Below are 21627 nucleotides of genomic sequence, written 5' to 3'. Positions count from 1 at the left end.
GCGGCGCGCGGATTGGGGGTTGATAGTGTCTCACCGGATTCTCTTGCACATCCTCGTTCAGCCGTTCCCGGCGATGACTCCTTCGTGATCGGGCGCGCCGCCGTGTTCACGGTCATAGCCAATTGCGTGCCACCGCTTCGATGAGAGTCTGGCGATGACGGAATTAGCAGCGCCGACAGGATTTTCCGGAGTAAGTCCGATTCGCCGGCGGCGGATCATGCGATCAGCCGCCGCGTCTCATTGTGTATCCGACCGCGTCACTCCGGGATTGGGATGATTCCGATTGATGCTGCGGGACGCGCGTTCATTCGGCTTGTCGCGCAATCTTTGTGCTCAGCGCAACAATATCAAGCAAGCTTGTTGCTTGCCGTTCGCTTCATGATTCAATCGCGACGGCAGCCTGATCCTTGGTTGGATTTGCGGCTTAGGTCTTTTTTCTCGATCGAGACTTCTTAACGCCGGTTGCCACTGACACTTGAGCATCTGAAGCCATTATGTTCGCAGGCTGTGTGTCGTTGGGTCCGGCGTCTGTTGGCTCAGGTTTGGCGAAGACCGCGCTCGGAGCAAAATTGGGCCGATCGTCACCTTTGAGCTGGGTGTCGCGGAGTTCAAGATAACGCATTCGGGTGGTGCTGATGCCAACGAAGACAGGTCCGTCGATTCCGTTTTTTCCGACCGAGCGACACTCGAAGCGGGTATTGATTACCGGAAAGGGCTTTCGGGCAGCGATGGAGAGCACGGAACCGGGCCACCACCTGCCTTTGCCTACGCGGACGATCCAGACCCAGACAGGAGTACCTGGACTAAGTTCGCAGATCCTATGAACTTCCATTTGGTAGCCTTCCCTCCACCTCAGTTCTTACATCAATCATCAATGATTTTCAGCCAAGCGCGGAAATTTCTGAAATACGAATCGTATGAGGGGCACCCGGCTGGCCGGTTCTGCTCCAATCCGGCCCTGAGGGCTCCCCGCAAACCCAGCCGAAGAAGTCCGCGGTTTCTGGTGGAGGACGCAGCAAGCTGACTGCGGTTGGTCACGGCAGTTTCCCCGGGGCCTCAATTGCCGCCGAGGTGACCAAATCACGCTCGGCGTCAGCGAGGGCCGCGAAGATTGAGTCGGCGGTGACGGCGGCCATCAAAGTTCGCAGCGTTTCGGGCCGCGAACACATCTGCGGCAGCTTTGCCAGCCATGGCAGGTGCAGTTCGTGATACTTAAGGCCGAGGACGAAGAACAGATGAGTGGGCTTGCCGTCGAGAGCGTCGAAATCGACGCCGCCGCGCGATCGGCCCAAGATCATGAACGGTTTGACTATGTGGTCGGGATGGCGATTGAGCGTGTGCAGGAAAGCGAGTCCGTTACCGGTCGCGCTCGGCATGATATTCTCGCGCTCGATAAGAGCGCCGACGAACCAGGTCTTGTCTCTCACCAAGTTCAGCCGGCTGGCCAGATTCGCCAGCTCCTCGATGACTCCGGTCTTGGTGTTGGCCTCCAGGTCGGGAATTATATGGCTTGGCTGAAAGCAACTCGCGAGGTCCAGCATTCTGCGCGCCGCGGGCGCGGCTCTGGAAACGTCAACGCTCCGTGGCGTGACTCCCAGCATTTGATCGTCGAGCCAAGCGTCGAGCATCGCCTTGCGGAAGCGCCATTGATTTCCGATTTTGACTCCGGGCAACTCCCCCTCTGAGACCAACTTGAGCACCGTTCGCTCGTTGAGGTTCAGGTAGGCGGCGAGTTGGCGAACAGTCATCAACCTATCTGCTGCCGGTTCGCGGGAGCCTTCCGTCGTCCTACGGACAATGTTTGACACGTGCGGAAGAATACCTAGAAATTCCGCAGAATACAACCGATTACTCAAAATTTGGAGAAAAAGTGCATACGTTCGAAAACGCGTCTGCAAGAGTTTGGCCGGGTGACATGACGTGAAGATGAGAGGCGGTCGAAACGGCGCTGCTGTCGTATGGCTGGACAGGGGCTTGCCGGATTGGCGAATATCTCTGAGCATCCTTGGGGTGCCAGAGAGTACGAGAAGAGAGAGGGTCAGCTTGGACAAGGTTTCAGTACTGGCGAGCGGTGGCCTGGACAGCTCGGTTTTGATCGCGAAATTGGCAACCGCCGCCGAAGTTTACCCGATCTACGTGCGATGCGGTTTTGCGTGGGAAGAGATGGAGCTCAACGGCCTTCAATCCTTCCTCGACGCGCTCGACAACCCGAACGTGATGCCGATAACGGTGCTCTCCGCCCCCACCGACGTCTTGTACGGCGACCACTGGAGCGTGTCGGGGGCGAGCGTTCCCGGCGCCGACGAGCCCGACGAGAACACATACCTGCCGGGGCGGAACATCATACTGATTGCGTTGGCGGCGGTTTGGGGCAGCACGCACGGCGTCTCACGCATCGCGATCGGATCGCTGGGCGGCAACCCTTTTCCCGATGCCACCCCTGAGTTCTTCGATAGCTTCGCCCACGCCCTAAGCATGGGACTGGGGCACAATGTGATCGTCGAGGCGCCGATGAGAGGTCTGCATAAGGACGACCTGATCAGGATGTTCAAGGACCTGCCGCTCGAGTTGACCTTGACCTGCATGGCGCCAAGAAAGGGCGCTCAGCACTGCGGGCAATGCAACAAATGCCGCGAGCGTCAGCTTGCCTTTCGCAGCGCAGGCGTAGCGGATCGCACAGTTTACCTCGGCTAATGGTGTCTTAGGGATGGATTCAGCAGACCCTCGCACTTATCTGAAACGGAAATTTCCGGCGATAGCTCTCGCACTCCTACAGATAGGTGTCCTTGGAGCCTGCACCTCTCATCCCGCGCTTGGTACAAAGCATCCCTCCGATTCCGCATTTCGAGTCGCGCTACTCACGCCCGGACCGGTTAGCGACGCGGGCTGGAATGCGGCTGCGTATGAAGGACTCGAGCTCATCAAGACCAGGCTCGGCGCCGACACCGCCCTGGTGCAGACCAAGTCGCCCGCCGACTTCGAGGACGCTTTCCGCGATTTTGCCTCGCGCGGATTCGACCTCATCTTCGCTCACGGTTTCGAGTACACCGATTCCGCCATCGAGGTAGCGCGAAGCTTTCCAAATACCTGCTTTGTGGTCAGCTCGGGAAGTGAGTCGTCCGCAAATGTCGCGTCGATAACCTTCAATGTCGATCAGGCAACCTACGTGGAAGGCGTGCTGGCAGCCGGTGTCTCGAAAACCGGAGTTGTAGGCGCCGTCGGCGGTATAGAACTGCCATCGATACGATTGTTCTTCGAGGGCTTCAAGCGGGGCTTTCTTTCAGTACAGCCCAAAGGTCGCATTCTGATCAGCTATACCGGCAATTTCGACGACGTCGGTGCGGCCAAGGAAGCGGCGCTGGCGCAAATCAGCCAGGGTGCGGACGTGCTGATTCACAACGCTGACGCAGCCGGCCTCGGCGTCTTCCTTGCGGCCGCACGAGCGCACGTCTTCGCCTTCGGCGTATTTAACAACCAAAACGGCGTCGCCCCCGACGTCGTCCTGGCCAGCGCGGTGACTTCGACTCCGCTGGCTTTCCTGAAAATCGCAACCGAGGTCAAAGACAAGCGCTTTCATCCGGGGATGCTGGAATTTGGAATGCACGATGGGATGGTGCGCGTCGTGTTCAACCCGAAGCTCGAATCGCGCATTTCCGCGGCCGCACTGAAGCGCGCGCGTCAAGTCGAACATGAGCTGGCGACCGGCCAACTGGTTCTCCCGCCAACGCTCATGCAGCCCCCTGCCACAAAATAGGCCACACTCGCCTCCCGCCGGCGCAGTGTTGTTTGCCTTCGCATTGGACCGCTCGTACACTGCCGCTCAACTATCGCCAGCCGGCAATCTCCGGGGGTTAAATTCATGAAATTTGGACTGTTCGGAATCAACAACGGAGCTTGTGCGACGCCCAAGTGTGCCGCCGCCGTCGCGCGCGCGGCCGAGGACGCGGGTTTTGAAAGCGTGTGGACGGGCGAGCATGTAATCCTGCCCGACCCGCAGGCGCCGCCCTCGCCGGTGGCGCCGGATTACCCGATGCTCGACCCTGCGGTCGCGCTGGCCTTCATCGCGGCACATACGACGAAGCTTCGCTTGGGAACCGGCATCATCATATTGCCGCAGCGAAATCCCGTGGTGCTCGCCAAAGAGCTTGCCTCGACGGACGTGCTGTCAAACGGCCGGCTGATCTTCGGGATCGGCGTTGGCTATCTGCAGCCCGAATTCGAGGCGATTGGCGCGCCGTTCGATCACAAGGGTGCGCGTGCGGAGGAATTCCTTGCGGCGATGATCGCGCTGTGGTCGATGCCCAAGCCCCAGTTCAGCGGCAAGTGGATCAAGTTCAAGGGCGTCAATGCGATGCCACGGCCGGTGCAGAAGCCGCATCCCGAGATTGTCTTCGGAGGGCATACCAAGGAGGCGTTCAGCCGGGCGGCGCGGCTGGCCAAGGGATGGTACGGGTTTGCGCTGGACCTGGAGGCGACGGCGAAGTGCGTCGAGGGAATCCGGGCGGCATGCAAGGCGGCGGGCCGTCGGTTCGAAGAGCTCGAGATAAGCATTACGCCGAATGCGCGAGTGAAGGTCGATCGCGACACCGCCAAGCGCTACGCCGACCTGGGCGTGAGCCGGCTGATCCTGCTGCAGCGCGGCGCGAACGAAGCGGCGCTACTCGAAGGCGTTCGCGGGGCGGAGCGCGACCTGATCGGCACGGTCTAGATCGGTAAGAGCTGTGGCATCGACTCGCAGTTAGCAGAGATTCGACGTGGTCAAAATAGGACGACGGGTGTCTCAAGAGCGCGACGGCGGGCATTGATAGGTCGGGTTCACTGCGGGACCGGCATTTTTCTGCCGAAGCGCCAAAATCCTATCGCCTGCGGCGGTTAATCTTGGCCGCAGGTCGCTTTATTTGGCTGACATTTCCGTCTGTATCACTGCGGCACGCATGTTGCGTTAACCCTCTTCCAGAGGGGCATGGGTAATCGCACGAATCAATCAAGCGGATCTGAAAAGGGGAGTTAACAGAATGTTGAAAAACGACAGCAGTCACGTACTGACGGTTAAGGAACTCTCGGAGTATCTGAAGGTTCATCCGTCGACGATATATCGGCAGCTCAAGCGCGGACGGCTTCCGGCGTTCAAGGTCGGCAGCGACTGGCGCTTCAATATCGAATCGATCGATCGCTGGCGTCTGGAGCAGGATACGTTCAAAGGGGTGTAGGCCTGCCGGCGCGCGTAGCGGGCAAAGGCGGGAGTCAGGGGGAAAGAGGGGAGTCACGCATAGGGGCGTCCGAAAGGACGCCCGGCGTGGCTAATTACGGCCGTCGCCGCGAAGGCCAACCGACCAGAGACAAGTTCGACAGGAACAAATATGCGTTTGACTATTGTAGCCGGAGTGATCATGGGCGTGGCGTTGGCGATCCAGTCGGCGCTCGGCGCTCACGCCAGGGCCAAAGTCGCACATCCAGCGACCGCTGGTCGCGTCCACGAACGCGCGCCTTGGTACGTCGCGATGAATGATGGGCACAGCGCTGGGCACAGCGCCGGTCCGCGCGGCACTCACGCGGGGCTGAGGGCGGCAACTGATCAGACGGTTCTGATCGCGCCGGTCGAAGCCTCATCGGCGGGACCGACGAAATCGAACGCGAGCCATCCGCGCAGCGGATCCACGCGGCTCACCTGCACCATTATCGGCATCTGATTGGGCAAGGTGGGCGCGCTGTGCAAGGTTCCGCGCACGGCGAAATCAGCTAGTTCCGCGCTTTGGCCTTCGCGGGCGACGTAGGCAAGGATTGGCCCGTCAAGGGCGTGACGTTCGAGGTAGCGGAGAATCCAGTAACGCTTGGCGCGCCGTTCTAGCTCGCGACCGGAAGCCTCCGCATTCTCGGCGCCGGCGAGCACGGTAAGCAATTCATCGACGGTGTAAATCGGGGGTTGGTTGTCGCGATTCTTAAGCGCGCCCAACAGTTGCCGCTGCAGCACCAAATCGGCGTAGCGGCGGATCGGTGAGCTCAACTGCGCGTAAAAGTCCAGCCCGATTCCGGCGTGGTATTCCGGGTGCAGCGACAGACGCGGGCGCTGCGACGCCAGATCGCCGCCAAGTTGCGGCTGCACCCGGTAAATGATCGGAATCCGGTTCTCGGCGGCGTAGCGAGCGGCGACGAAATTGCTCAGCACCATGAACTCCGCCACCAGCGTGCGACCCGGCGACGCGTTATCGAGCACGCTGATTTCCACCTCGTCGCCGCGCACGCGGACCTTCGCCTCGCGCCGCTGCACGAGGACTGCGCCGGCGGTGCGGCGCCGCTGACGAAGGTGGATAGCGGCGGCATGCAGGCGGGAGACGGTAGCGCCGGCGTCGTCGGCGCAGATCCCTGACTCGAGAATGCGATCGACCTGGTCGTAGTCGAGTCGGCGCATGATTGGAATTCGCGCGGGATAGATCGAGGCTTCGACCAGCGCGCCGTCGGCCGACAACCGCACGTCGGTGGTCAGCACGGGGCGATCTTCGCCGGCGATCAAACTCGCGGCGCGGCATGAAATCGGATCGGGAAGCATCCTGATGGTTGTTTCAGGCAGATAAACCGTGGTTGCGCGTGCGGCCGCCTCCTGGTCCATCGCGCCGCCCTTGATGACGAAATCGGCAACCAGCGCTATATGCACGCGCACACGCATGCCGCCGCCGGCGAGCGGCTCGCAACTGAGAGCATCGTCAACCTCGACGGTGTCGTCGTCATCCACGGTGACGGCGTATCCGCCGTCGGAAATCGCGCGTGGGCCAGGCACCGCCTCGGCCGCCTCCTTCATGACGGCGTCGCTGAATTCGTCCTTGAGCCCGGCGATAAACGCGAAGCGCGGCACGCGCGGCCGCGCCCCGAGCCGCTCCAAGATTTCGAAAGCCGCTTCGGCGGGATCGACGTCGGGCGCCGCCTGCGCGAGCATCTGGGTCATATCGCGGCTGCGCGTGAACGGGTTCTTGAGATAGCGCGACAGCTCTTCGATGAGCGCGGCTGCTTCGCCGGCGGGCGGCATCTCGGCGCCGTTGAGAATATCGCGCAGATGCTTCTGGATTTTACGATAGTCGTCGCTGCGCGCCCGAATCCGATCGTTCTGCATCCGCAGCCGTTCGACCTGATCGGGCGTGCGCGGCACAAAATCCATGTGGCGGCGGACGAAGTAGGTGCGATCGCCCAGCAGCGCCTCGAGCATCACGGAGGCGGCGGCATTCGATCGCCGGCCGAAGAACAACTCGGCAAGTTCTGCGGCGGAAAAGCTGCGGCCCTGCTCCTGGGTGACTTCCCACAGCAGCTGGAGATCGAGTTCGACGGCCAGTTCGGCGCGCTCGTGCTCCAGGTCGGCGAGGGCGTCGGCGACGTCTTCGCGATCGGCGCGTCGATCCGGATGGCGCATCAGGACCAGATCGCGCGGAACCAGCCGCTCGTGTCCCGCCGAATCGATCACGGCGAGATGGCGTTCCTGTTCCCGAATGACGAGGGCGGCTTTGAGCCGGCCCTGATCGAGGTACTCGACGATAGTGCCGGCGTATTTGATTGGCGATGACACGTCAAAATTCATTTTGACGACCCCCGCGACGTAAGACTATATGGAAGAGCAGGCAATCGCCGGAAAACGGATCGGGCAAGCGGCTTGAGCAAGAGAATTCAGATCGACCTGCCCGACGAGCTCTTTGGGCAACTCATGCGGGTCGCGCAGGCGATGGGGATTTCGAATCCCGAGGAGGCCGCGACGATCGGGATGGCGGAGTGGGTCTCGCGCCGCAAGGCCGAGCTGGATGACCGGGATCTGAACGAAAAATACGTTGTCAACGAGGCACTTGATGAACTTCTTGAAAAGAAAAAGTAGTTTTTCAGTTTTTTCGGTGTTCGCTACCGCGTTCAGTGTCGCCGCCCTGACGATCGCCGCGCTGCCGAGCATGACCAACTCGATCGCGAGCGCGGCGGGCAAGGGCCTGGACGTGGAAGTACCGTTCGAGATCAATGCGCTGAAGGCGCCCGGCCTGGTCGCACCCTACTTCCTGCAGGATAACCACGGCGTCCTGGTGGTGTCGGACCAGGCGGGGGGAGTCTTCTCGGTCACGTTCGGCGGCAAGGCGACGCAACTCGCGAGCAGGTCGAAGATCAAGAACCCGGCCGGAGTCGCGGTCGGTCCGGCGGGATTCGGCTCGTACGAGGGCAATGTTTTCGTGCTCGCCACGGCCGGCGATATCAAGGCGCCGTGCGAGGTCGAACGAATCGACAAGTCGGGCGCGCTCAGCACGTTCGCCAAACTGCCCGACGCGGGCGCGGCTGCGACCGAATGCCGCGATCTGGAATTTGGCGCGGCCGGGACACCATTCGCAGGCAAGCTCTACGCGGCGACCAGCGGCAACGCGACAATTTATTCGATCGACTCGTCGGGCAAGGCGAGCGCATTCGGCACCTACAACAAACCGGTCGTATTCGAGCTGACCACGATAACCTTTCCACCCGCTTCGGATTCCAAGGCGGCCAACACGATGCTGGTCGGGATGCGCGCGAAGGGGGCTGGAGTGTCGAAGGTCGGCCGTATCAGCATGGTCGGCGCCGACGGCAAGATGAAAGATGAAGTTTACCTGGTCGGATTCATCCGTCCGTCGGGCTTCGCGTGGGCGCCGTCAAGCTTCGGGTCATACGGTGACGAGTTGATGATCGCGGACACCGGCAAATTTGCTTCCGAGAACAACAACGAGCGCGACGGCAGCGTCTATCGAGTGGAGAAAGGGATCGCTCGGCCGTTCGCCGCGGGTCTGGTGGATCCGACCGACATGAAGTTCATCGGTCACAAGGCGGTGATTTGCGATCCTGCCGAGAAGGGCCGAGGACAGGGCGCAATCGTGATCATCTCGTCGCTGCTGTAGGGGCGCGGACTATCCTATCAGTGCCAGGGTTCGCGGACGACTTCAGTGTCGCCGGTCTCGCGATCGACCAGTAGCATCTCGACCTGGTTGTATTGCCCCTTGGGAAAGAAAACGTAGCCGCTCACCGTGAAGTTCTTGCGCACTTCCCCGGGTTTGAGTGAGACCGCCTCGATCTGCTGATTGGCCTGCCGGTCGGCTTTCGATTGGCCTTTTTCGGCGCCGCGGACAATGCCCATTCCACCGCCGAACGCGCTGCCGATTAGCGCGCCCGCGCCCGGAGTTCCGAAGCCCCAGCCGCCAGCTCTACCGGCAGCGCCGGCGACGGCTCCCGCGGCTGCGCCCACGGCGGCGCCCCCGACACCGCTGACGGCGGCGCTTTGTATCGCTCCTTGCAGCTCCTTGGCACTGCCGGCCTGTCGGGCCGCCTCACCCGGTGGGAGAGGAGCGACTCGTTCGCCGGCGCCGTTGAGCGCGAACACCTGGCTTGGCACGACCGCGCGCGCCGCGTCGGTGCCGTTGGCAACCGACACGTAAACAGGGGTTACCTCGCCGACGGTAGGCGCGGCCGCGACACTCACCGCCAACTGGCCGGGTTGCGGAGTCGCCACGACGTTGGGGGTATGCGCAATTGGCGGCGGCGCGACGGCGCATCCGGAAATTGCGATTGCCGCCGCGATTGCGCCGACTCGGAGTCCGATGGCAAGGCTTCGATTCATCCCGGGCGCGGTTCTATTCTTCATAAACATCGCGAATGATATTTCAGAGTCTCATTTCAATCTGTGGTGCGCCGCAAGTCCATACCCGCCTCGCATCTATAGACGCAGCGCATGGGCGGAGGTTTCAACGGCGCTCGAACTGCTCGCATTACACTGCGCGCAAGAACTATAACGCGCCGGTGAAGATCGTGATGGCATAAGTGATCATCGACGGGCTTAGTCGCTTGCATGCTGCAAACCTCCGCGCCCGTCTCAGGTGGAGCAATTATGCGGCCAACTAGTGTCGGCCGCCGCCACCTCCGCCGCCACGACCGCCGCCACGGCCTCCGCCACGACCTCCGCCACGGCCTCCGTGAAAAAAGCCCCCGCCACGTCCGCCAATAAAAGGTCCGGGGTTGAATCCGCCAATCCAGATAAGCGGAGGAGGGAAAAACGTACCGTTCAAAGCGTTCAATGAGGCAACTTCCTGGTCCTCCGATTCCTCGGCATACTGCGCAGTGTCATTTTGCTGCCTCAGCGCCATCTGGTAGCGGTCGAATTCGTTCTGGTGTCCTTCATACACGCATGAGCAGACGTCAGGGTCGTAGTACCAGTAGACCGTGCCGGATTGGGCCGCATAGCTGCGAATCTCGTACGGCGGGAGATCTTCCACGAGCCCGACTTTGTCGTCAGTGTCGATTTTGATTGTGGTGAAGCCCGCGTCGGAGAGCGTCGCTTCGGTTTTTTGGACGGCCTCAGGCCGCGAGGCTTCGTAGTGACGGTATATGGAGCAACCCGGTACGATCAGCGCCAATAGAACCGCGACAATGAACAGCCTTTGCGGCAAGGAGTCCGCCTTCTCGTCGATGCAGTCGGCGACCGTCAGCATCCACGGCGCGCCGCAGCATCGAGCATATATCCATCGCGCACCAGATCGAAAGAACAATTGCGGGGCCGCTTCGAATTGGCGCAAAGGCGCGCGCGGGCAGTCCAATGCGCCATCTTCGCGCGCGGGCGTCTTTATGATTTAACGATCTTGCTCGCTTATTCGCCGGGGTGGCGAAATGGCATACGCAGATGACTTAAAAGTCTCGTACGGTTACCACCAAACTGACGTTACATCCCGCTGCCCCGTGTGATAGATAGCTCCAAATGACCAGCCATGCGGGCGTGGCGGAATGGCAGACGCTACGGACTTAAGGAAACTTGAGTGCTCGCCTGGGAAACCGGCGATGCAGAACTGCCCAAATTCGGGGAAACCTGAAATGGCAATCCCGAGCCAAGCCCGGCAGGAACATTTCAGCCGGGAAGGTGTAGAGACTAGACGGGCAGCACCTAAGCCCCGGATCTTCCGGGAGACGGTGAAGGGATAGTCCAGACCGCAAACCTGACGCGTGCGCTTCAGAACGCAGCGTCCGGGCGGCGAAAGCCGTAGATGGTATGAAAATCCGTTGAGCTTAACGGCTCGTGAGGGTTCGACTCCCTCCGCCCGCACCACTCCTCCTCCCTGTCTCTTGAGCCGGGAGAAAACGGGACACGATGCTCCCGCCCCGGCGCCCAAGGAGTGTAGAGCCGCCATGGGAGAACCGTGAAAGCGGCCCTCCCTTGTTCGCACACTGTTCCGGGGCGGGTCAGCGGATCGCGGGACTCTGCCGCAAATTGGCAGAGTTTTCGGGCTGCAGTGCAGGCCATGCTGCCTTACTTGTTAGAACCTCGGGCCTGGTCTCTGGTCCAGACGACATGTCCTGCGGTGGCGATGTCGATATCGACTTGCTTCGCGACGGTGAGCAATAGAATGCTCGGGTCTTTCAGACCCCAATCGACGTACGGCACTGAAAAATGGGACTTGGCAATCAAGCTGTTTCCGACTAGCCGACCCCTAACCTCCATAACGATTTGGTGTCCTGCCCCGTGAAGTGTCAGAACTCCTTGCAGCTTTGCCTGAAACTGACCGTCTGTCCCCAGCTGCCCGGTGACGTGCCCAGGGGCGAAAGTGATTTGCGGATACTTCTGAACTTCGAGAACGCTGTCCTTCATCCGGTTATCACGCGAACTCAAGCCACTGTCGCCGCTTTTGGCATCGACAATGATCGAGCCGCCGGCTTCGCCGGTGGCTGGATCGGCTTTGATGATTCCATGCTCAAGCTTAAATGTTCCGTGCGTAGTATGGAGCGCGCCCGGCAAGTGAAACTCAATCAGTGTTTTTGACGGGTCGAGCTCCAGCGTTCCGGAACGCAATTGCGCCGCCGCAGCCTGATGCACAAAGGCCGCCATCGCGAGCGCGAATACGAACGCGCGAATACTAAATGACATTTATGACGCGGCGTGCCATGCCCAAAGCTTCAGTCCAGAAGCCGGTCGAGGCATGCATCAAATCGACGATTGCCTCCATCGCGTCGACGAACTCATCCAACTGCGATTCGTTTATCACCAGCGCAGGAGCGACTTTGAGCACCATAAAGTTGTTCCCACAGATTTGACTGTATATCGCCTTGTCGCGGAAAAGACGCATCACCAGCACCTGTCCGAACATCGCTGGATGAATTCTCGAGAATGCTTCGAACAGAATTCTGAGGCGAAACTTTTTTGGAGGACGGAACTCGATGCCGGACATCATTCCAAGTCCCCGGATCTCTTTTATCATATCGTAGCGCGACAGCCGCGAGGTCAACTTCTCGCGAAGCTGTCGTCCCAATCGCTCGCCGCGTTCGCCCAAGTTGCCGTCCGCGAGTACATCCATCGTGGCAAGGCCGGCGCGCATCGAAAGGCTGTTCTCGCTATAGGTCGATGTGTGAATGATCGAACGCTTGAACGAGCTATAGACGGAATTATAGACCGCATCCGACATCAGCACCGCCCCTGACGGAACCAGGCCGCCGCTAATCGCCTTGGCGAGGACCACCATGTCGGGCTCAACCCTGAAGTGGTGCGCCGCGAGAAACGGGCCCGTGCGATACATGCCGGTCTGCACCTCGTCGAGCACGAACAGCGTGCCATGGCACCGACATAGCGACTGCGCTTGTTCCAGATAATTTGGCGGTGGAATCAAAACTCCGGCTTCGGCCTGAATCGGTTCGACAACGAACGCCGCAAATTTCCTGGACGACAAGTGCTTTTCCAACTGCCCTATATCGCCGAATGGCACCGGCTGCGTTTCCGGAAGCAGCGGCCCGAACTCGGCGGTCCAGAATGGATTGTCCATCAGGGACAGCGCGCCGCAGGTGAGTCCATGAAAGCCGCCACTTGCATACAGGATCCCGGGGCGCCTGGTGTGAGCGCGGGCAAACTTGATGACCGCTTCGACGCCTTCGCTTCCGGAACTGCAAAAGAAGACCTTGGATAACCTCCCGCCCGCCTGCCCACACAGACGCTGAGCCAGCTCGCCGGCCAATTCCGGCACGTGACCTTGCAGCATCGCGGGTCCGTTGCGGTCGAGTTCCGCCTTAACGGCGCGTACTACCCCAGGATGGTTGTGTCCCACGTTATGAACGCAGTAGCCGGAATTAAAATCCAGAATCCGCCGGCCATCCTCAGTGAAAAGCTCGGAACCGAGACAGCTCGCGTAGCGAACGTTCATTCCCAAGACGTCGAGCAGCCGGACCCACTGCGGATTTACATATTTTGCGTACAGTGGCTGCTGTACCGAAGAAGTTTTCGCATCTGCCATGAGGGTGGTCACCTTCTCACTTCGAAGATTTGTTTCGTATCGTGTTATAATGCATGAACGATGATGTTTAAGACTTTATTCCCGATAGCATCCCTTGTTGGTCTCGCTGTGCTGATCGTGGGCTGTTCAAGCTCGCAGGAGACAGCCACTCCAGCGGCGACTGCCTCGAGTTCTGCGAACGCGGTCAGCACCGACCGGCAAGTGAACGCGATCCTCGAGAGCTCCTGTTATCAATGCCATTCGACCGGGGGAAGCGCTCCGTGGTATGCGGCTATTTCGCCGACCCATCTCGCCGCCAACTCCGCGCGCGGCGTGCTGAATTTTTCCGACTGGCAGACTTACGATGCGGAGAAGAGATCCGCAGAGCTGAAGAGCATCAATCACTCCGTTAGCGCTGGTTCGATGCCGCCCGGGGATTACACGATGCTCGATCACTCGGCACGCCTGACCGATGATGAGAAACAGGCGCTCCTGAGATGGGCTTCGCAACCCGCCGTGCCTGCACCTTGAAGCGATCGAATCGAGCCGCATCGAAAATGCCTTCTAGTCGTTGAGACTCACGAAACGGATGATTCCGGCGCCGAGGAAAATCGTCCCTATGCCCACGGTTGCCGCTAATGGCCACAACGCCGCGGACGGCGGTTGGTTGCGAATCATCAAATCGTTGAACGCCTGCATGGTCCATGTCGTCGGCATCCAGCGGGCCAGTTCGCGCATCCATCCCGGCTCAAAGTCCAGCGGCCACCAGCATCCGCCGATCGCCGCCATCGCCATGCTGACCGTCACGCCCAGCGGCATCACGGAATCGTGAGCGCGCGAAATCGACGCGACCACCAGTCCCAGCGCAGCGGCCGCGAAAGAGATTCCGACCGTCGGTATGAGCAACGCGAGAGGATTGCGTCCAAGCGTGATTCCGAACAGCGCCCATCCGACTGCGAACAGCAACACCATTTGCACGATCCCGACAATGAAACGCGCGAATAATTTTCCGAGCAGAAGGCCGGTAACCGGAGCGCCACTGACCTGAAGGCGCTTCAGGGTCCCCCAATCGCGCTCATCGAAGAGCGTCAGCGCGATTCCCAGCATCATGCCAATCAGGAGAAACGTGATTCCGAATCCGGGGACATATTGATCGAAGGCATTCACCGCCACCGCTTCGCCTTCGATCGCGGGTTGCTCGACAAATCCGAGGTCTCCGGGGAGCGTGGGCGCTCCAGACGCCGCGAAGGACTCGATCTGCGTTTGTGCCGTCGCCCGCGCTTGGTCGGTGACTCTTCGGCACAATTCGCCGATGCGAAGCTCGATCGCGTTGACCTCAACCCGCCTGACGGGATCGACGAATAGAATCAGCCGCGGTTGACGTCCTGCGGCGACTGCCGCGCTGGTCCCCGCCGCAATCACCATCGCAATCGGCGTCCGGTCGCGTTGACTTACGCGGCGCCGCGCTTCAGCCGGGTCATCGAGCATTTCCAAAGTGAGGTTGCGCTCCTGGTGCAGTGCTTGAATTATTCCGTCGGACACTTGTCCGTTATCCAGGTTGACCACGGGCAGCCGAAAGGAATTCGCAACACCGCCGTACAAACTACCGAGCGAATATCCTGCAACCGTGATGATTACGACCGGCGCGAACAGCAGCATGAACAGGACAATCGGATCCTTGACCAGGAGCCGAGCCTCGTTTTGCGCGGTGAGCCATAGTGCACGAAGCATAGCCGACACTTTCAGAGCACTTGATCGCGCAGTGTGTGGCCCGTCAGCGCGATGAAGGCGTCAGACAGATTCGGACTATGTAAGTTGAAATCGATAACATTCACGTCCAAAGTCCGAAGCCCATGGAGCACCTCGGCGACCTGGGCGAGACTGTTCATCTCGAGGGTTGCTCTGCCTTCGATTCCGATCGCGCCTATCTCACGCACACCGGCAAGCCTGCCGAAGCGCCCTTGCGGCAACTGGCCGCGATAGGTCAGCTCGATGCGAGGCCGGCCACCTCCGAGCGAAATCACCTTTTCGAGGTCGCCCTCGGCGATTAGTTTGCCGCGATCAATAAGCAGCACGCGATCGCAAATGCGTTCCGCCTCCTCCATGTAATGGGTGCTGTAGATCACCGCCGAGCCGGCATCCGCGTAGTGCCGAATCCGCGTCAATATCTGTTCACGCGATTGGAGATCGACGCCTACCGTTGGTTCGTCCAACAAGAGCACAGGGGGCCGATGAACAATTCCACAGGCGAGGTTGAGAAGGCGCTTCATGCCGCCGGAGAATGCATGCATAGGATCGTCCGCCCGGTCCCTGAGGCCCACCTCTTCCAGCACCCGCCGGCAGGACTCGGTCGCGTCGTCGCGCGACAGTCCCTGCATCCGGGCGAAATGCCAGGCGTTTTGTGCGGCGCTCAGCGTCGGGTAGAGCGCGAGCGATTGCGGCACCAGCCCAAGCATGCGTCCCAGCCCGCGCCGGTCGGTGTTTGGCGGCTTGCCATTGATCAGAATCCGACCGTGATCGGGTCGAAGCAGAGTGGCGAGGATCGAGAGCGTTGTGGTCTTGCCCGCACCGTTGGGTCCCAGCAACCCGGCAATTTCACCGGGCCTAACCGCGAGACTGACATTGTCGAGCGCGAGACGAGTACCGTAATTCTTCGATATTTCGATCGCCTCGAGGATTGGCGCCTCAGCCAGACTCATGTGCGTACTACGCCGCCGTTACCATCATTCGCATTGCGCCGCCCATCAGGGCGCTGAATGCCCGCGGATGGCGCATCAGCGAGTTGATTATTGTTTGCCGAGCTCGAGGATGGCGCGCGATCATTAATAAGGCGCTGGTGACGAACCAGTAACCGCGATAGACCCGGCGCGCCTCGCGCTCGTAGGCTTGCATGCTCTCCCGGGTAGCCCCGCGCTTGAGAATTTCAGGCAGATGCCTGCCCAGTATCAGCGCCGAGTTGAACGCGATCGACAGCCCGTCGCCGGAGATTGAATCCACGAATCCTGCCGCGTCACCGACCAGCACCATGCGATTGGTGTTGCGGCGAGTCGCGGCGCGCGCCATCGGCCCGGCTCCTCTGACCGATGAAATCGCCGGGGCGTCGCCCAGCCGCGCCAGTAGGGCGGGAAAGCGGTTCGCTAGAACGGGTATCTTCGGCTGCTCGATGGCCCCATCTTCCCAGACAAAATTGATTCCGACGCTTTCGTCGGAGACCGGAGTCACCACCGCTTCGCCCTTGGCGTCCACGTAAACTTCAACGAAGTCGGTCCAAGGGCGAATTTTGTAATGCTGACGCAGCGCGAACCTGCGCCGGGAGCCCGGAGCCGCTTCGAGACCGGATGCCTTTCGGAGCGACGAGTGGAGTCCGTCTGCCGCCACGACCAGCCTCCCGAAAACTTCGCCCTCGGTCGTATACACCACCGCATCGCTTGAGGTCGCCTTGTAACCAGTGACTGAACATCGATTACGCAATACCGCCCCGAGCTCCTCGGCGCGCCGGGCCAGCGCCTCGACCAGTACCGTGCGCCTGATGCCCATCCCGTGGGAGGGCATCAGCGCTTCCGCCGCGGAGCCGTTTTCCTGGATGAAGCGAATTCCGGCAAATGGGAAAGACGTCGAGTGATCGAAACGATTGGCGATCCCCAGGCGCTCGAGAGCTTGCACGCCCGGCGGCAGCACGCCTTCGCCGCAAGCCTTATCCGGCGGGAAATCGCGGCGTTCGACGACCACCACGGAGAGTCCCTGTTCCGCGGCTACAATTGCAACGGCGAGCCCGGCCGGTCCGCCGCCGACTACGACGAGATCCCATATCTCGCTCGCGGGAGCCGATACGCAGCTCGCGGCGAGAGTGCTAGCCATTGAGCATCACCATTGCAGCAGAACGAACTCGCCGCAGAAGCCGGGGCCCATCGATAGCAGCATCCCGTAATCACCGGGACGCGCGACATTCGACTCCAGAAAGTCAGCCGCGACAAACAGCACCGACGCGGAGGACAAATTTCCGATCGACGCAAGCGATTTCCATGATCGAGCGAGAGCACATCGCGGAATTTCGAGCGCCGCCTCCATGGCCTGCAGCACTTTCGGTCCACCAGTGTGAGCGATCCAGTGCTTGATATCGCGCCGCGACAAACCCTGGTCGCTGAGGAAGGAATCCACGCCTTGGCGCAGTTTGTTGCGGACCAGGTCCGGAACCCCAGCCGACAGCACGATTTCGAAGCCGGCGTCCCCTATGTGCCAGCCCATCATTTGCTCGGTGTGGTGAAAGAAGATTGATCGCGAGGCGATTGTCCTCGGCCAGTGCGGCTCGTTGTTTCTCTCTCCGCCGTTTACGATCACCGCCGCCGCTCCATCTGCAAAAAGCCCCGATGCGATTACGTTGGCAACCGACTGATCTTTTAGCTGGAGTGTGAGCGAGCAAAGTTCGACGGAAACAAGCAGTGCGGTATGGCTCGGGAACGCGCGCAGATAGTCGGCGGCACGTGCGAGGCCGGCTGCTCCGCCGACGCAACCGAGCCCGAAGATGGGAGTCCGCTTTATATCTGGTCGCATCGATATGCGGTTGATCAGCTTGGCGTCGATGCTTGGGGACGCGATGCCGGTCACGGTAGTGAAAAAAATGTGGTCAACGTCCGTCGGCGACAGGCCTGCTTGCGAGAGCGCCGATAAGGCCGCTTCTTCGCCGAGATCGGTCGCGCGTTCGATCCACTTGTCGTTCATCTTCGAGAACGAATCGAGTGCGCGGTAATCCTCCATCGGAAGCGCCAGATGACGACCGCGAACACCGACCGAGCGATGGAGCCGCTCGAAGCGGGCGCGGCCTTCGTCGCTCCCGTGCCATTCTTTCCAAAGCGCCGCGGAAATCACTTCCTGCGGATAGTAGTTTTCCGGAAGAGCGCGGCCGATCGATCGCAATACCGGGTGCTTCGGGGCGGAAGGCTGATTCCTTGCAGGGTTGTGCATATTAGTCGGGATTTCGCGCCTCCGGACTGTCCGAATTGTGAGCCGGCAGTATCCTTAGAACTTCAGCGCACGATTCATGTCGTCCGCGCGTAAAAGCGATGTTCTTGGTATGCGGCAAAGCACCAGCGACAGGTGCATGTTCCTAGCAAACCGCCTGCCATCCGTTTACGCTGGTATCATCAGGTAATCACAAGGCTTCTCATCCCCGCGCTCGTTTAGGACGATGCCGGTTGTCCGAAAATTCGAACGCGACAAAAACTTGGGTACAAACTTTTGAACGAAATCAGACAGGCCTAACGGAATCTGCGTCATTGTCAGAAGGATTTCATCAAAAATGGCGGCATCGCGTTTGCTCATGGTCCTGTCGCCTTCGGAGATAGATACGTGGCCATCGATGGCCTCATCCGTCGCGGCGGTTCACCAGCGCTGACCAAAAATGACCGAGCATAAGCCGAGCGATAAACTTTGGGCGATTAGTTCGCTGGCAAGCACTATGGGCGAGGGCGGCGCGGATTTCGCTGCAGACGACCAAGAATCTTTTCGCCGGCAGGAATTCGTTTTTGCCTCTCTCAACCTGCTGCTAATTGGTGCGCTGTTGGCGCTGCAGGCAATTTCTAGGTTCGTCCGCGACAGGCCTTCCGCGTCGGTCATCATCGTCCTGGCGGTTGGTCTGACGGTCCAGGCAGCTCACCTCGTCTGGCTTCGCAGGAAGAACGCAACAATTTCTCGACGGACGCGACGGTGGCTCACGTTCTGGTCTCTCGGATTCAACTCGACGCTGGCGTTGGTGCTCACTTCGTTAACCGTCAGAGGCGACACTGCGTACTACGCCCTGATGCTGCTTCCCATACTCGAAGCGTCTTTCAGGCTCGGCCTTGGCGCCACGATCGCAGTGATCGGGCTGGCGGACCTCATCAGCTTCATGGGCGCCTATGGCTTGAAATTCGGCGAGTACATCGAAGCCGGCGCAATGTCGGTGATTTACAGCGTGATGGGAGTGTTGGTGTGGCTCCTGGTCAACAATCTTCGCACGCGCGAGGCCAGGTTCGTGCACAATCTCGAGGAACTCGATCGTACCCGTCAGCAATTGCTCTCTGAAGAGAAACTGGCCGCGATCGGCCGATTATCCAGGGCAATCGCGCACGAGATCCGAAATCCGGTTGCGATGATTTCCAGCTCACTGGCAACCGCCACCCGGCCGGGTCAAAACGAAACAGAACGCGAAGAAATGTTCTCGATCGCCGCGAAAGAAGCCCAGCGTCTCGAGCGGCTCACCACCGACTTCCTGGTTTACGCACGTCCGCGCCCAGTGCAGATCGCGCGGGCAAACCTCGCCGACACGCTGAACTACGTCGCTACGGTCGCTCGCGCGCACGCGGCCAATGAAGGTGTGACGATCGATGTGGCCGCCGATAGCGCACTTGAGGGGGAGTTCGATGCAACCCAGATGCATCAGGCGCTCTTGAACCTGGTGCTGAACGCAATCGATGCATGCAATCACGGCGACTTAGTGAAACTCAACGCTCAGATGAACGGAAATGGCAAGATCCGAATCGATGTAGTCGATCCGGCTGGACCGATTCCCGCTGAAATTGTGGCGCGCATTTTCGAGCCACTGTTTACGACTAAGCAGGGTGGCAACGGACTTGGTCTCGCGATCGCGCGCAACATCGCGCGCGCGCACGGCAGCGATATCGTATTGAGAATCAACGAAACGCAACGGGTATGCTTTTCCGTTGAGATACCGGCACACTCCCCGAACCAATCCCTCAGATAGGGGCCAGACTATGGGCAAGATACTCGTTGTGGATGACGAACCGCACCTGCGGCGAATACTCATCTCCAATCTGAAGCAGGAACATCACGAAGTAATCGAGGCTGCCGGTGTCAACGACGCGCGCGGCGCGCTTGCCGAGTACACGTTCGACGCCGTCATAACTGACCAGAAAATGGGCGATGGTGAAGGATTGGACGTCCTGGCCGCGGTGCGGGAGACCGATCCGACTTTGTCAGTCGTTTTTCTGACCGCGTTTGCGACAATTGAACTCGCGGTGGAGAGCATGCGCCGCGGCGCATTTGATTTCATTACCAAGCCCTTCGTTCCTGAAGTATTGCTGGCGTCAGCCACGCGCGCGATGGAGCACACGCGGCTCGTGCGTGAGAACAGCAGGCTTCGCGACACGGTGGTACGCCTTGAAGGCTCATCAGAGATCAGCGGGCGCAGTCTCGCAATTCGCCAACTTCGCGAGAAAATTGCGCGCGTTGCACCAACCAACGCCACCGTTCTCGTCACTGGAGAAACTGGAACCGGCAAGGAGTTGGTCGCCCGTGCAATCCATCGCAACAGCCTGCGGGCCGAAAAGCCCCTCATCGCCGTCAATTGTGCGGCGTTTACCGAAACGCTTCTGGAAAGCGAGCTGTTCGGACACGAGCGGGGAGCGTTCACTGGCGCCGACCGCGCGCGCGAGGGAGTTTTCGAGGCGGCACACGAAGGTACTCTGTTTCTCGACGAGGCCGCCGAAATGTCGCTGGCGGCGCAGGCCAAGCTGCTGCGCGTGTTGACCGACGGGCTGGTCACTCGGCTCGGATCAACCAAGCCCCGCCACACCGACGTGCGGCTGCTGGTCGCGACCAACAGGGATTTGCAGCGGCGCGTACAGGAGGGTCAGTTTCGCGAGGACCTGTACTACCGGCTGGCGGTGGTTCCGCTCGCGGTTCCTCCTCTGCGCGACCATCGCGAGGATATACCCGAGCTTTGCGCTCTCTTCTTGGTGCAAGCTGTGCGCGATCTGAACACGCCGCCTCGCAGAATCAGCGCCGAGGCGGTGCGCACGCTCCTCAGCTACGATTTTCCAGGGAATATCCGCGAACTTCGTAACCTTATCGAGCGCGCATGCATTCTCTCAACTGAGGAGGAAATCACTCCGGAGCACTTCCCGGTGTCAACGCCTCGCAACGCAAACGGTATCGTGCCCCGCAACTCCGCCGAGCTCACTCCCGACCAGCTCGCCGAAATGATGCCCGAGACGCACAATCTTCGAGACTTTCTGGCCTCCCTGGAAAAGGCGGTCATCCAGCGCGCGCTGAAAATAGCCGATGGCGCCCAGGCGGAAGTCGCGCGCCGGCTTGGAATGTCGCGAAGCGATCTTTCATACAAGCTCGGCAAACATCGCATCAAAGATGCGGCGAACTGACCCGTAATCCAGCAATGGCTTGCACATCCGTCGCGGCTAGCACGAACCCCGGTTCCTCTAACTGCCCGAATATGCCCTTAAGACAAGCCGGATGCCCTTCAAAACTTACACATAAAGTTGCACATTTTCACATGACCGAAGAAATAAAACCAATAATTTCAGGCCGTTAGAGCTAAACTTAAGGGACTTAAAATCCTCTGGAGCGAAAGCTCCGTGCGGGTTCGAGTCCCGCCCCCGGCATCGCG

Annotated in this window: 20 protein-coding genes and 1 tRNA gene; 10 read left to right on the top strand and 11 right to left on the bottom strand. The window is 60.2% G+C overall.

Going from position 1 to position 21627, the window contains the following annotated elements:
* Positions 1–1034 precede the first annotated feature (1034 nt).
* Entirely contained in the window at positions 1035–1748 is a 714-nt protein-coding gene (locus VIO10_RS09745; RefSeq protein WP_331963016.1) for a PTS sugar transporter subunit IIA, read from the bottom strand.
* A gap of 295 nt (positions 1749–2043) precedes the next feature.
* Here VIO10_RS09745 and VIO10_RS09740 point away from each other — a divergent pair, with 295 nt between their 5' ends.
* The 4 genes from VIO10_RS09740 (at position 2044) to VIO10_RS09725 (ending at position 5210) form a co-directional block, all read left to right on the top strand.
* Positions 2044–2694 (top strand): 7-cyano-7-deazaguanine synthase, encoded by a 651-nt coding sequence (locus VIO10_RS09740; RefSeq protein ID WP_331963013.1) that lies wholly within the window; start codon positions 2044–2046, stop codon positions 2692–2694.
* A gap of 13 nt (positions 2695–2707) precedes the next feature.
* A complete protein-coding gene (locus VIO10_RS09735) occupies positions 2708–3754 on the top strand; it encodes a BMP family protein (RefSeq protein ID WP_331963010.1) in 1047 nt (348 codons plus the stop codon).
* A 105-nt stretch (positions 3755–3859) separates the two neighbouring features.
* Positions 3860–4708 carry an LLM class F420-dependent oxidoreductase gene (locus VIO10_RS09730; RefSeq protein ID WP_331963007.1) on the top strand — a complete coding sequence of 283 codons (849 nt, stop codon included), beginning with the start codon at positions 3860–3862 and terminating at the stop codon, positions 4706–4708.
* 307 nt (positions 4709–5015) lie between these two features.
* A complete protein-coding gene (locus VIO10_RS09725; RefSeq protein WP_331963005.1) occupies positions 5016–5210 on the top strand; it encodes a helix-turn-helix domain-containing protein in 195 nt (64 codons plus the stop codon).
* A 365-nt stretch (positions 5211–5575) separates the two neighbouring features.
* On the opposite strand, the gene VIO10_RS09720 is transcribed toward VIO10_RS09725, so the two are convergent.
* Positions 5576–7564, bottom strand: coding sequence for a ribonuclease catalytic domain-containing protein (locus VIO10_RS09720; RefSeq protein WP_331963003.1), 1989 nt, complete (start codon positions 7562–7564; stop codon positions 5576–5578).
* 72 nt (positions 7565–7636) lie between these two features.
* On the opposite strand from VIO10_RS09720, the gene VIO10_RS09715 reads away from it, so the two are divergent.
* Both VIO10_RS09715 and VIO10_RS09710 read left to right on the top strand, forming a co-directional pair.
* Positions 7637–7852 (top strand): hypothetical protein, encoded by a 216-nt coding sequence (locus VIO10_RS09715; protein ID WP_331963001.1) that lies wholly within the window; start codon positions 7637–7639, stop codon positions 7850–7852.
* Entirely contained in the window at positions 7827–8885 is a 1059-nt protein-coding gene (locus tag VIO10_RS09710; RefSeq protein ID WP_331962999.1) for a hypothetical protein, read from the top strand. The genes VIO10_RS09715 and VIO10_RS09710 overlap by 26 nt, the downstream gene beginning before the upstream one ends.
* A gap of 17 nt (positions 8886–8902) precedes the next feature.
* On the opposite strand, the gene VIO10_RS09705 is transcribed toward VIO10_RS09710, so the two are convergent.
* The 4 genes from VIO10_RS09705 to VIO10_RS09690 all read right to left on the bottom strand — a co-directional run bounded on the left by VIO10_RS09705 (position 8903) and on the right by VIO10_RS09690 (position 13247).
* Positions 8903–9625, bottom strand: coding sequence for a hypothetical protein (locus VIO10_RS09705; RefSeq protein WP_331962997.1), 723 nt, complete (start codon positions 9623–9625; stop codon positions 8903–8905).
* A 253-nt stretch (positions 9626–9878) separates the two neighbouring features.
* A complete protein-coding gene (locus VIO10_RS09700; RefSeq protein WP_331962995.1) occupies positions 9879–10469 on the bottom strand; it encodes a hypothetical protein in 591 nt (196 codons plus the stop codon).
* A gap of 809 nt (positions 10470–11278) precedes the next feature.
* Positions 11279–11854 carry a YceI family protein gene (locus VIO10_RS09695; RefSeq protein WP_331962993.1) on the bottom strand — a complete coding sequence of 192 codons (576 nt, stop codon included), beginning with the start codon at positions 11852–11854 and terminating at the stop codon, positions 11279–11281.
* A gap of 28 nt (positions 11855–11882) precedes the next feature.
* Positions 11883–13247 carry an aspartate aminotransferase family protein gene (locus VIO10_RS09690; RefSeq protein ID WP_331962991.1) on the bottom strand — a complete coding sequence of 455 codons (1365 nt, stop codon included), beginning with the start codon at positions 13245–13247 and terminating at the stop codon, positions 11883–11885.
* Between the two features lie 60 nt (positions 13248–13307).
* Between VIO10_RS09690 and VIO10_RS09685 the strand changes: the two genes are divergently transcribed.
* Positions 13308–13757 carry a heme-binding domain-containing protein gene (locus tag VIO10_RS09685; RefSeq protein ID WP_331962990.1) on the top strand — a complete coding sequence of 150 codons (450 nt, stop codon included), beginning with the start codon at positions 13308–13310 and terminating at the stop codon, positions 13755–13757.
* 33 nt (positions 13758–13790) lie between these two features.
* Here the strand turns inward: VIO10_RS09685 and VIO10_RS09680 are convergent, their stop codons facing one another.
* The 5 genes from VIO10_RS09680 to VIO10_RS09660 form a co-directional block, all read right to left on the bottom strand.
* Positions 13791–14957: an ABC transporter permease gene (locus tag VIO10_RS09680; RefSeq protein WP_331962987.1), complete on the bottom strand. Its 1167-nt coding sequence runs from the start codon at positions 14955–14957 to the stop codon at positions 13791–13793.
* An 11-nt stretch (positions 14958–14968) separates the two neighbouring features.
* Positions 14969–15925, bottom strand: a complete 957-nt coding sequence (locus VIO10_RS09675) for an ABC transporter ATP-binding protein (protein ID WP_331962984.1) — start codon at positions 15923–15925, stop codon at positions 14969–14971.
* A 7-nt stretch (positions 15926–15932) separates the two neighbouring features.
* The gene (locus VIO10_RS09670) at positions 15933–17084 is read right to left on the bottom strand and encodes an NAD(P)/FAD-dependent oxidoreductase (protein ID WP_331962981.1); all 1152 of its coding nucleotides are present in this window, start codon (positions 17082–17084) and stop codon (positions 15933–15935) included.
* Positions 17085–17090: 6 nt separating this feature from the next.
* Positions 17091–18188, bottom strand: coding sequence for a type III polyketide synthase (locus VIO10_RS09665; protein WP_349259240.1), 1098 nt, complete (start codon positions 18186–18188; stop codon positions 17091–17093).
* A 165-nt stretch (positions 18189–18353) separates the two neighbouring features.
* Positions 18354–18545: a hypothetical protein gene (locus tag VIO10_RS09660; RefSeq protein ID WP_331962975.1), complete on the bottom strand. Its 192-nt coding sequence runs from the start codon at positions 18543–18545 to the stop codon at positions 18354–18356.
* A 79-nt stretch (positions 18546–18624) separates the two neighbouring features.
* On the opposite strand from VIO10_RS09660, the gene VIO10_RS09655 reads away from it, so the two are divergent.
* The 3 genes from VIO10_RS09655 to VIO10_RS09645 all read left to right on the top strand — a co-directional run bounded on the left by VIO10_RS09655 (position 18625) and on the right by VIO10_RS09645 (position 21622).
* On the top strand, positions 18625–19965 hold the full coding sequence (locus tag VIO10_RS09655) for a sensor histidine kinase (RefSeq protein WP_331962972.1): 1341 nt from the start codon (positions 18625–18627) through the stop codon (positions 19963–19965).
* A 10-nt stretch (positions 19966–19975) separates the two neighbouring features.
* The gene (locus VIO10_RS09650) at positions 19976–21382 is read left to right on the top strand and encodes a sigma-54 dependent transcriptional regulator (protein ID WP_331962969.1); all 1407 of its coding nucleotides are present in this window, start codon (positions 19976–19978) and stop codon (positions 21380–21382) included.
* Between the two features lie 162 nt (positions 21383–21544).
* Positions 21545–21622: transfer RNA gene (locus VIO10_RS09645), tRNA-Leu, on the top strand.
* Positions 21623–21627 lie beyond the last annotated feature (5 nt).

It is taken from the genome of Candidatus Binatus sp., assembly GCF_036567905.1.
Lineage (GTDB): Bacteria > Desulfobacterota > Binatia > Binatales > Binataceae > Binatus.
The sequence above is the reverse complement of the archived record's forward strand: the minus strand, read 5'-3'. Positions and strand labels throughout refer to the sequence as shown.

Bases quoted from the DNA above. Each gene is read 5' to 3' on its own strand.
- VIO10_RS09650 (WP_331962969.1), top strand. From the start codon at position 19,976: ATGGGCAAGATACTCGTTGTGGATGACGAACCGCACCTGCGGCGAATA.
- VIO10_RS09730 (WP_331963007.1), top strand. From the start codon at position 3,860: ATGAAATTTGGACTGTTCGGAATCAACAACGGAGCTTGTGCGACGCCC.
- VIO10_RS09725 (WP_331963005.1), top strand. From the start codon at position 5,016: ATGTTGAAAAACGACAGCAGTCACGTACTGACGGTTAAGGAACTCTCG.
- VIO10_RS09675 (WP_331962984.1), bottom strand. From the start codon at position 15,925: ATGAGTCTGGCTGAGGCGCCAATCCTCGAGGCGATCGAAATATCGAAG.
- VIO10_RS09745 (WP_331963016.1), bottom strand. From the start codon at position 1,748: ATGACTGTTCGCCAACTCGCCGCCTACCTGAACCTCAACGAGCGAACG.
- VIO10_RS09705 (WP_331962997.1), bottom strand. From the start codon at position 9,625: ATGAAGAATAGAACCGCGCCCGGGATGAATCGAAGCCTTGCCATCGGA.
- VIO10_RS09720 (WP_331963003.1), bottom strand. From the start codon at position 7,564: ATGAATTTTGACGTGTCATCGCCAATCAAATACGCCGGCACTATCGTC.
- VIO10_RS09660 (WP_331962975.1), bottom strand. From the start codon at position 18,545: ATGAGCAAACGCGATGCCGCCATTTTTGATGAAATCCTTCTGACAATG.
- VIO10_RS09695 (WP_331962993.1), bottom strand. From the start codon at position 11,854: ATGGCGGCCTTTGTGCATCAGGCTGCGGCGGCGCAATTGCGTTCCGGA.
- VIO10_RS09665 (WP_349259240.1), bottom strand. From the start codon at position 18,188: ATGCACAACCCTGCAAGGAATCAGCCTTCCGCCCCGAAGCACCCGGTA.
- VIO10_RS09685 (WP_331962990.1), top strand. From the start codon at position 13,308: ATGATGTTTAAGACTTTATTCCCGATAGCATCCCTTGTTGGTCTCGCT.
- VIO10_RS09670 (WP_331962981.1), bottom strand. From the start codon at position 17,084: ATGGCTAGCACTCTCGCCGCGAGCTGCGTATCGGCTCCCGCGAGCGAG.
- VIO10_RS09700 (WP_331962995.1), bottom strand. From the start codon at position 10,469: ATGCTGACGGTCGCCGACTGCATCGACGAGAAGGCGGACTCCTTGCCG.
- VIO10_RS09680 (WP_331962987.1), bottom strand. From the start codon at position 14,957: ATGCTTCGTGCACTATGGCTCACCGCGCAAAACGAGGCTCGGCTCCTG.
- VIO10_RS09735 (WP_331963010.1), top strand. From the start codon at position 2,708: ATGGATTCAGCAGACCCTCGCACTTATCTGAAACGGAAATTTCCGGCG.
- VIO10_RS09655 (WP_331962972.1), top strand. From the start codon at position 18,625: ATGACCGAGCATAAGCCGAGCGATAAACTTTGGGCGATTAGTTCGCTG.
- VIO10_RS09710 (WP_331962999.1), top strand. From the start codon at position 7,827: ATGAACTTCTTGAAAAGAAAAAGTAGTTTTTCAGTTTTTTCGGTGTTC.
- VIO10_RS09690 (WP_331962991.1), bottom strand. From the start codon at position 13,247: ATGGCAGATGCGAAAACTTCTTCGGTACAGCAGCCACTGTACGCAAAA.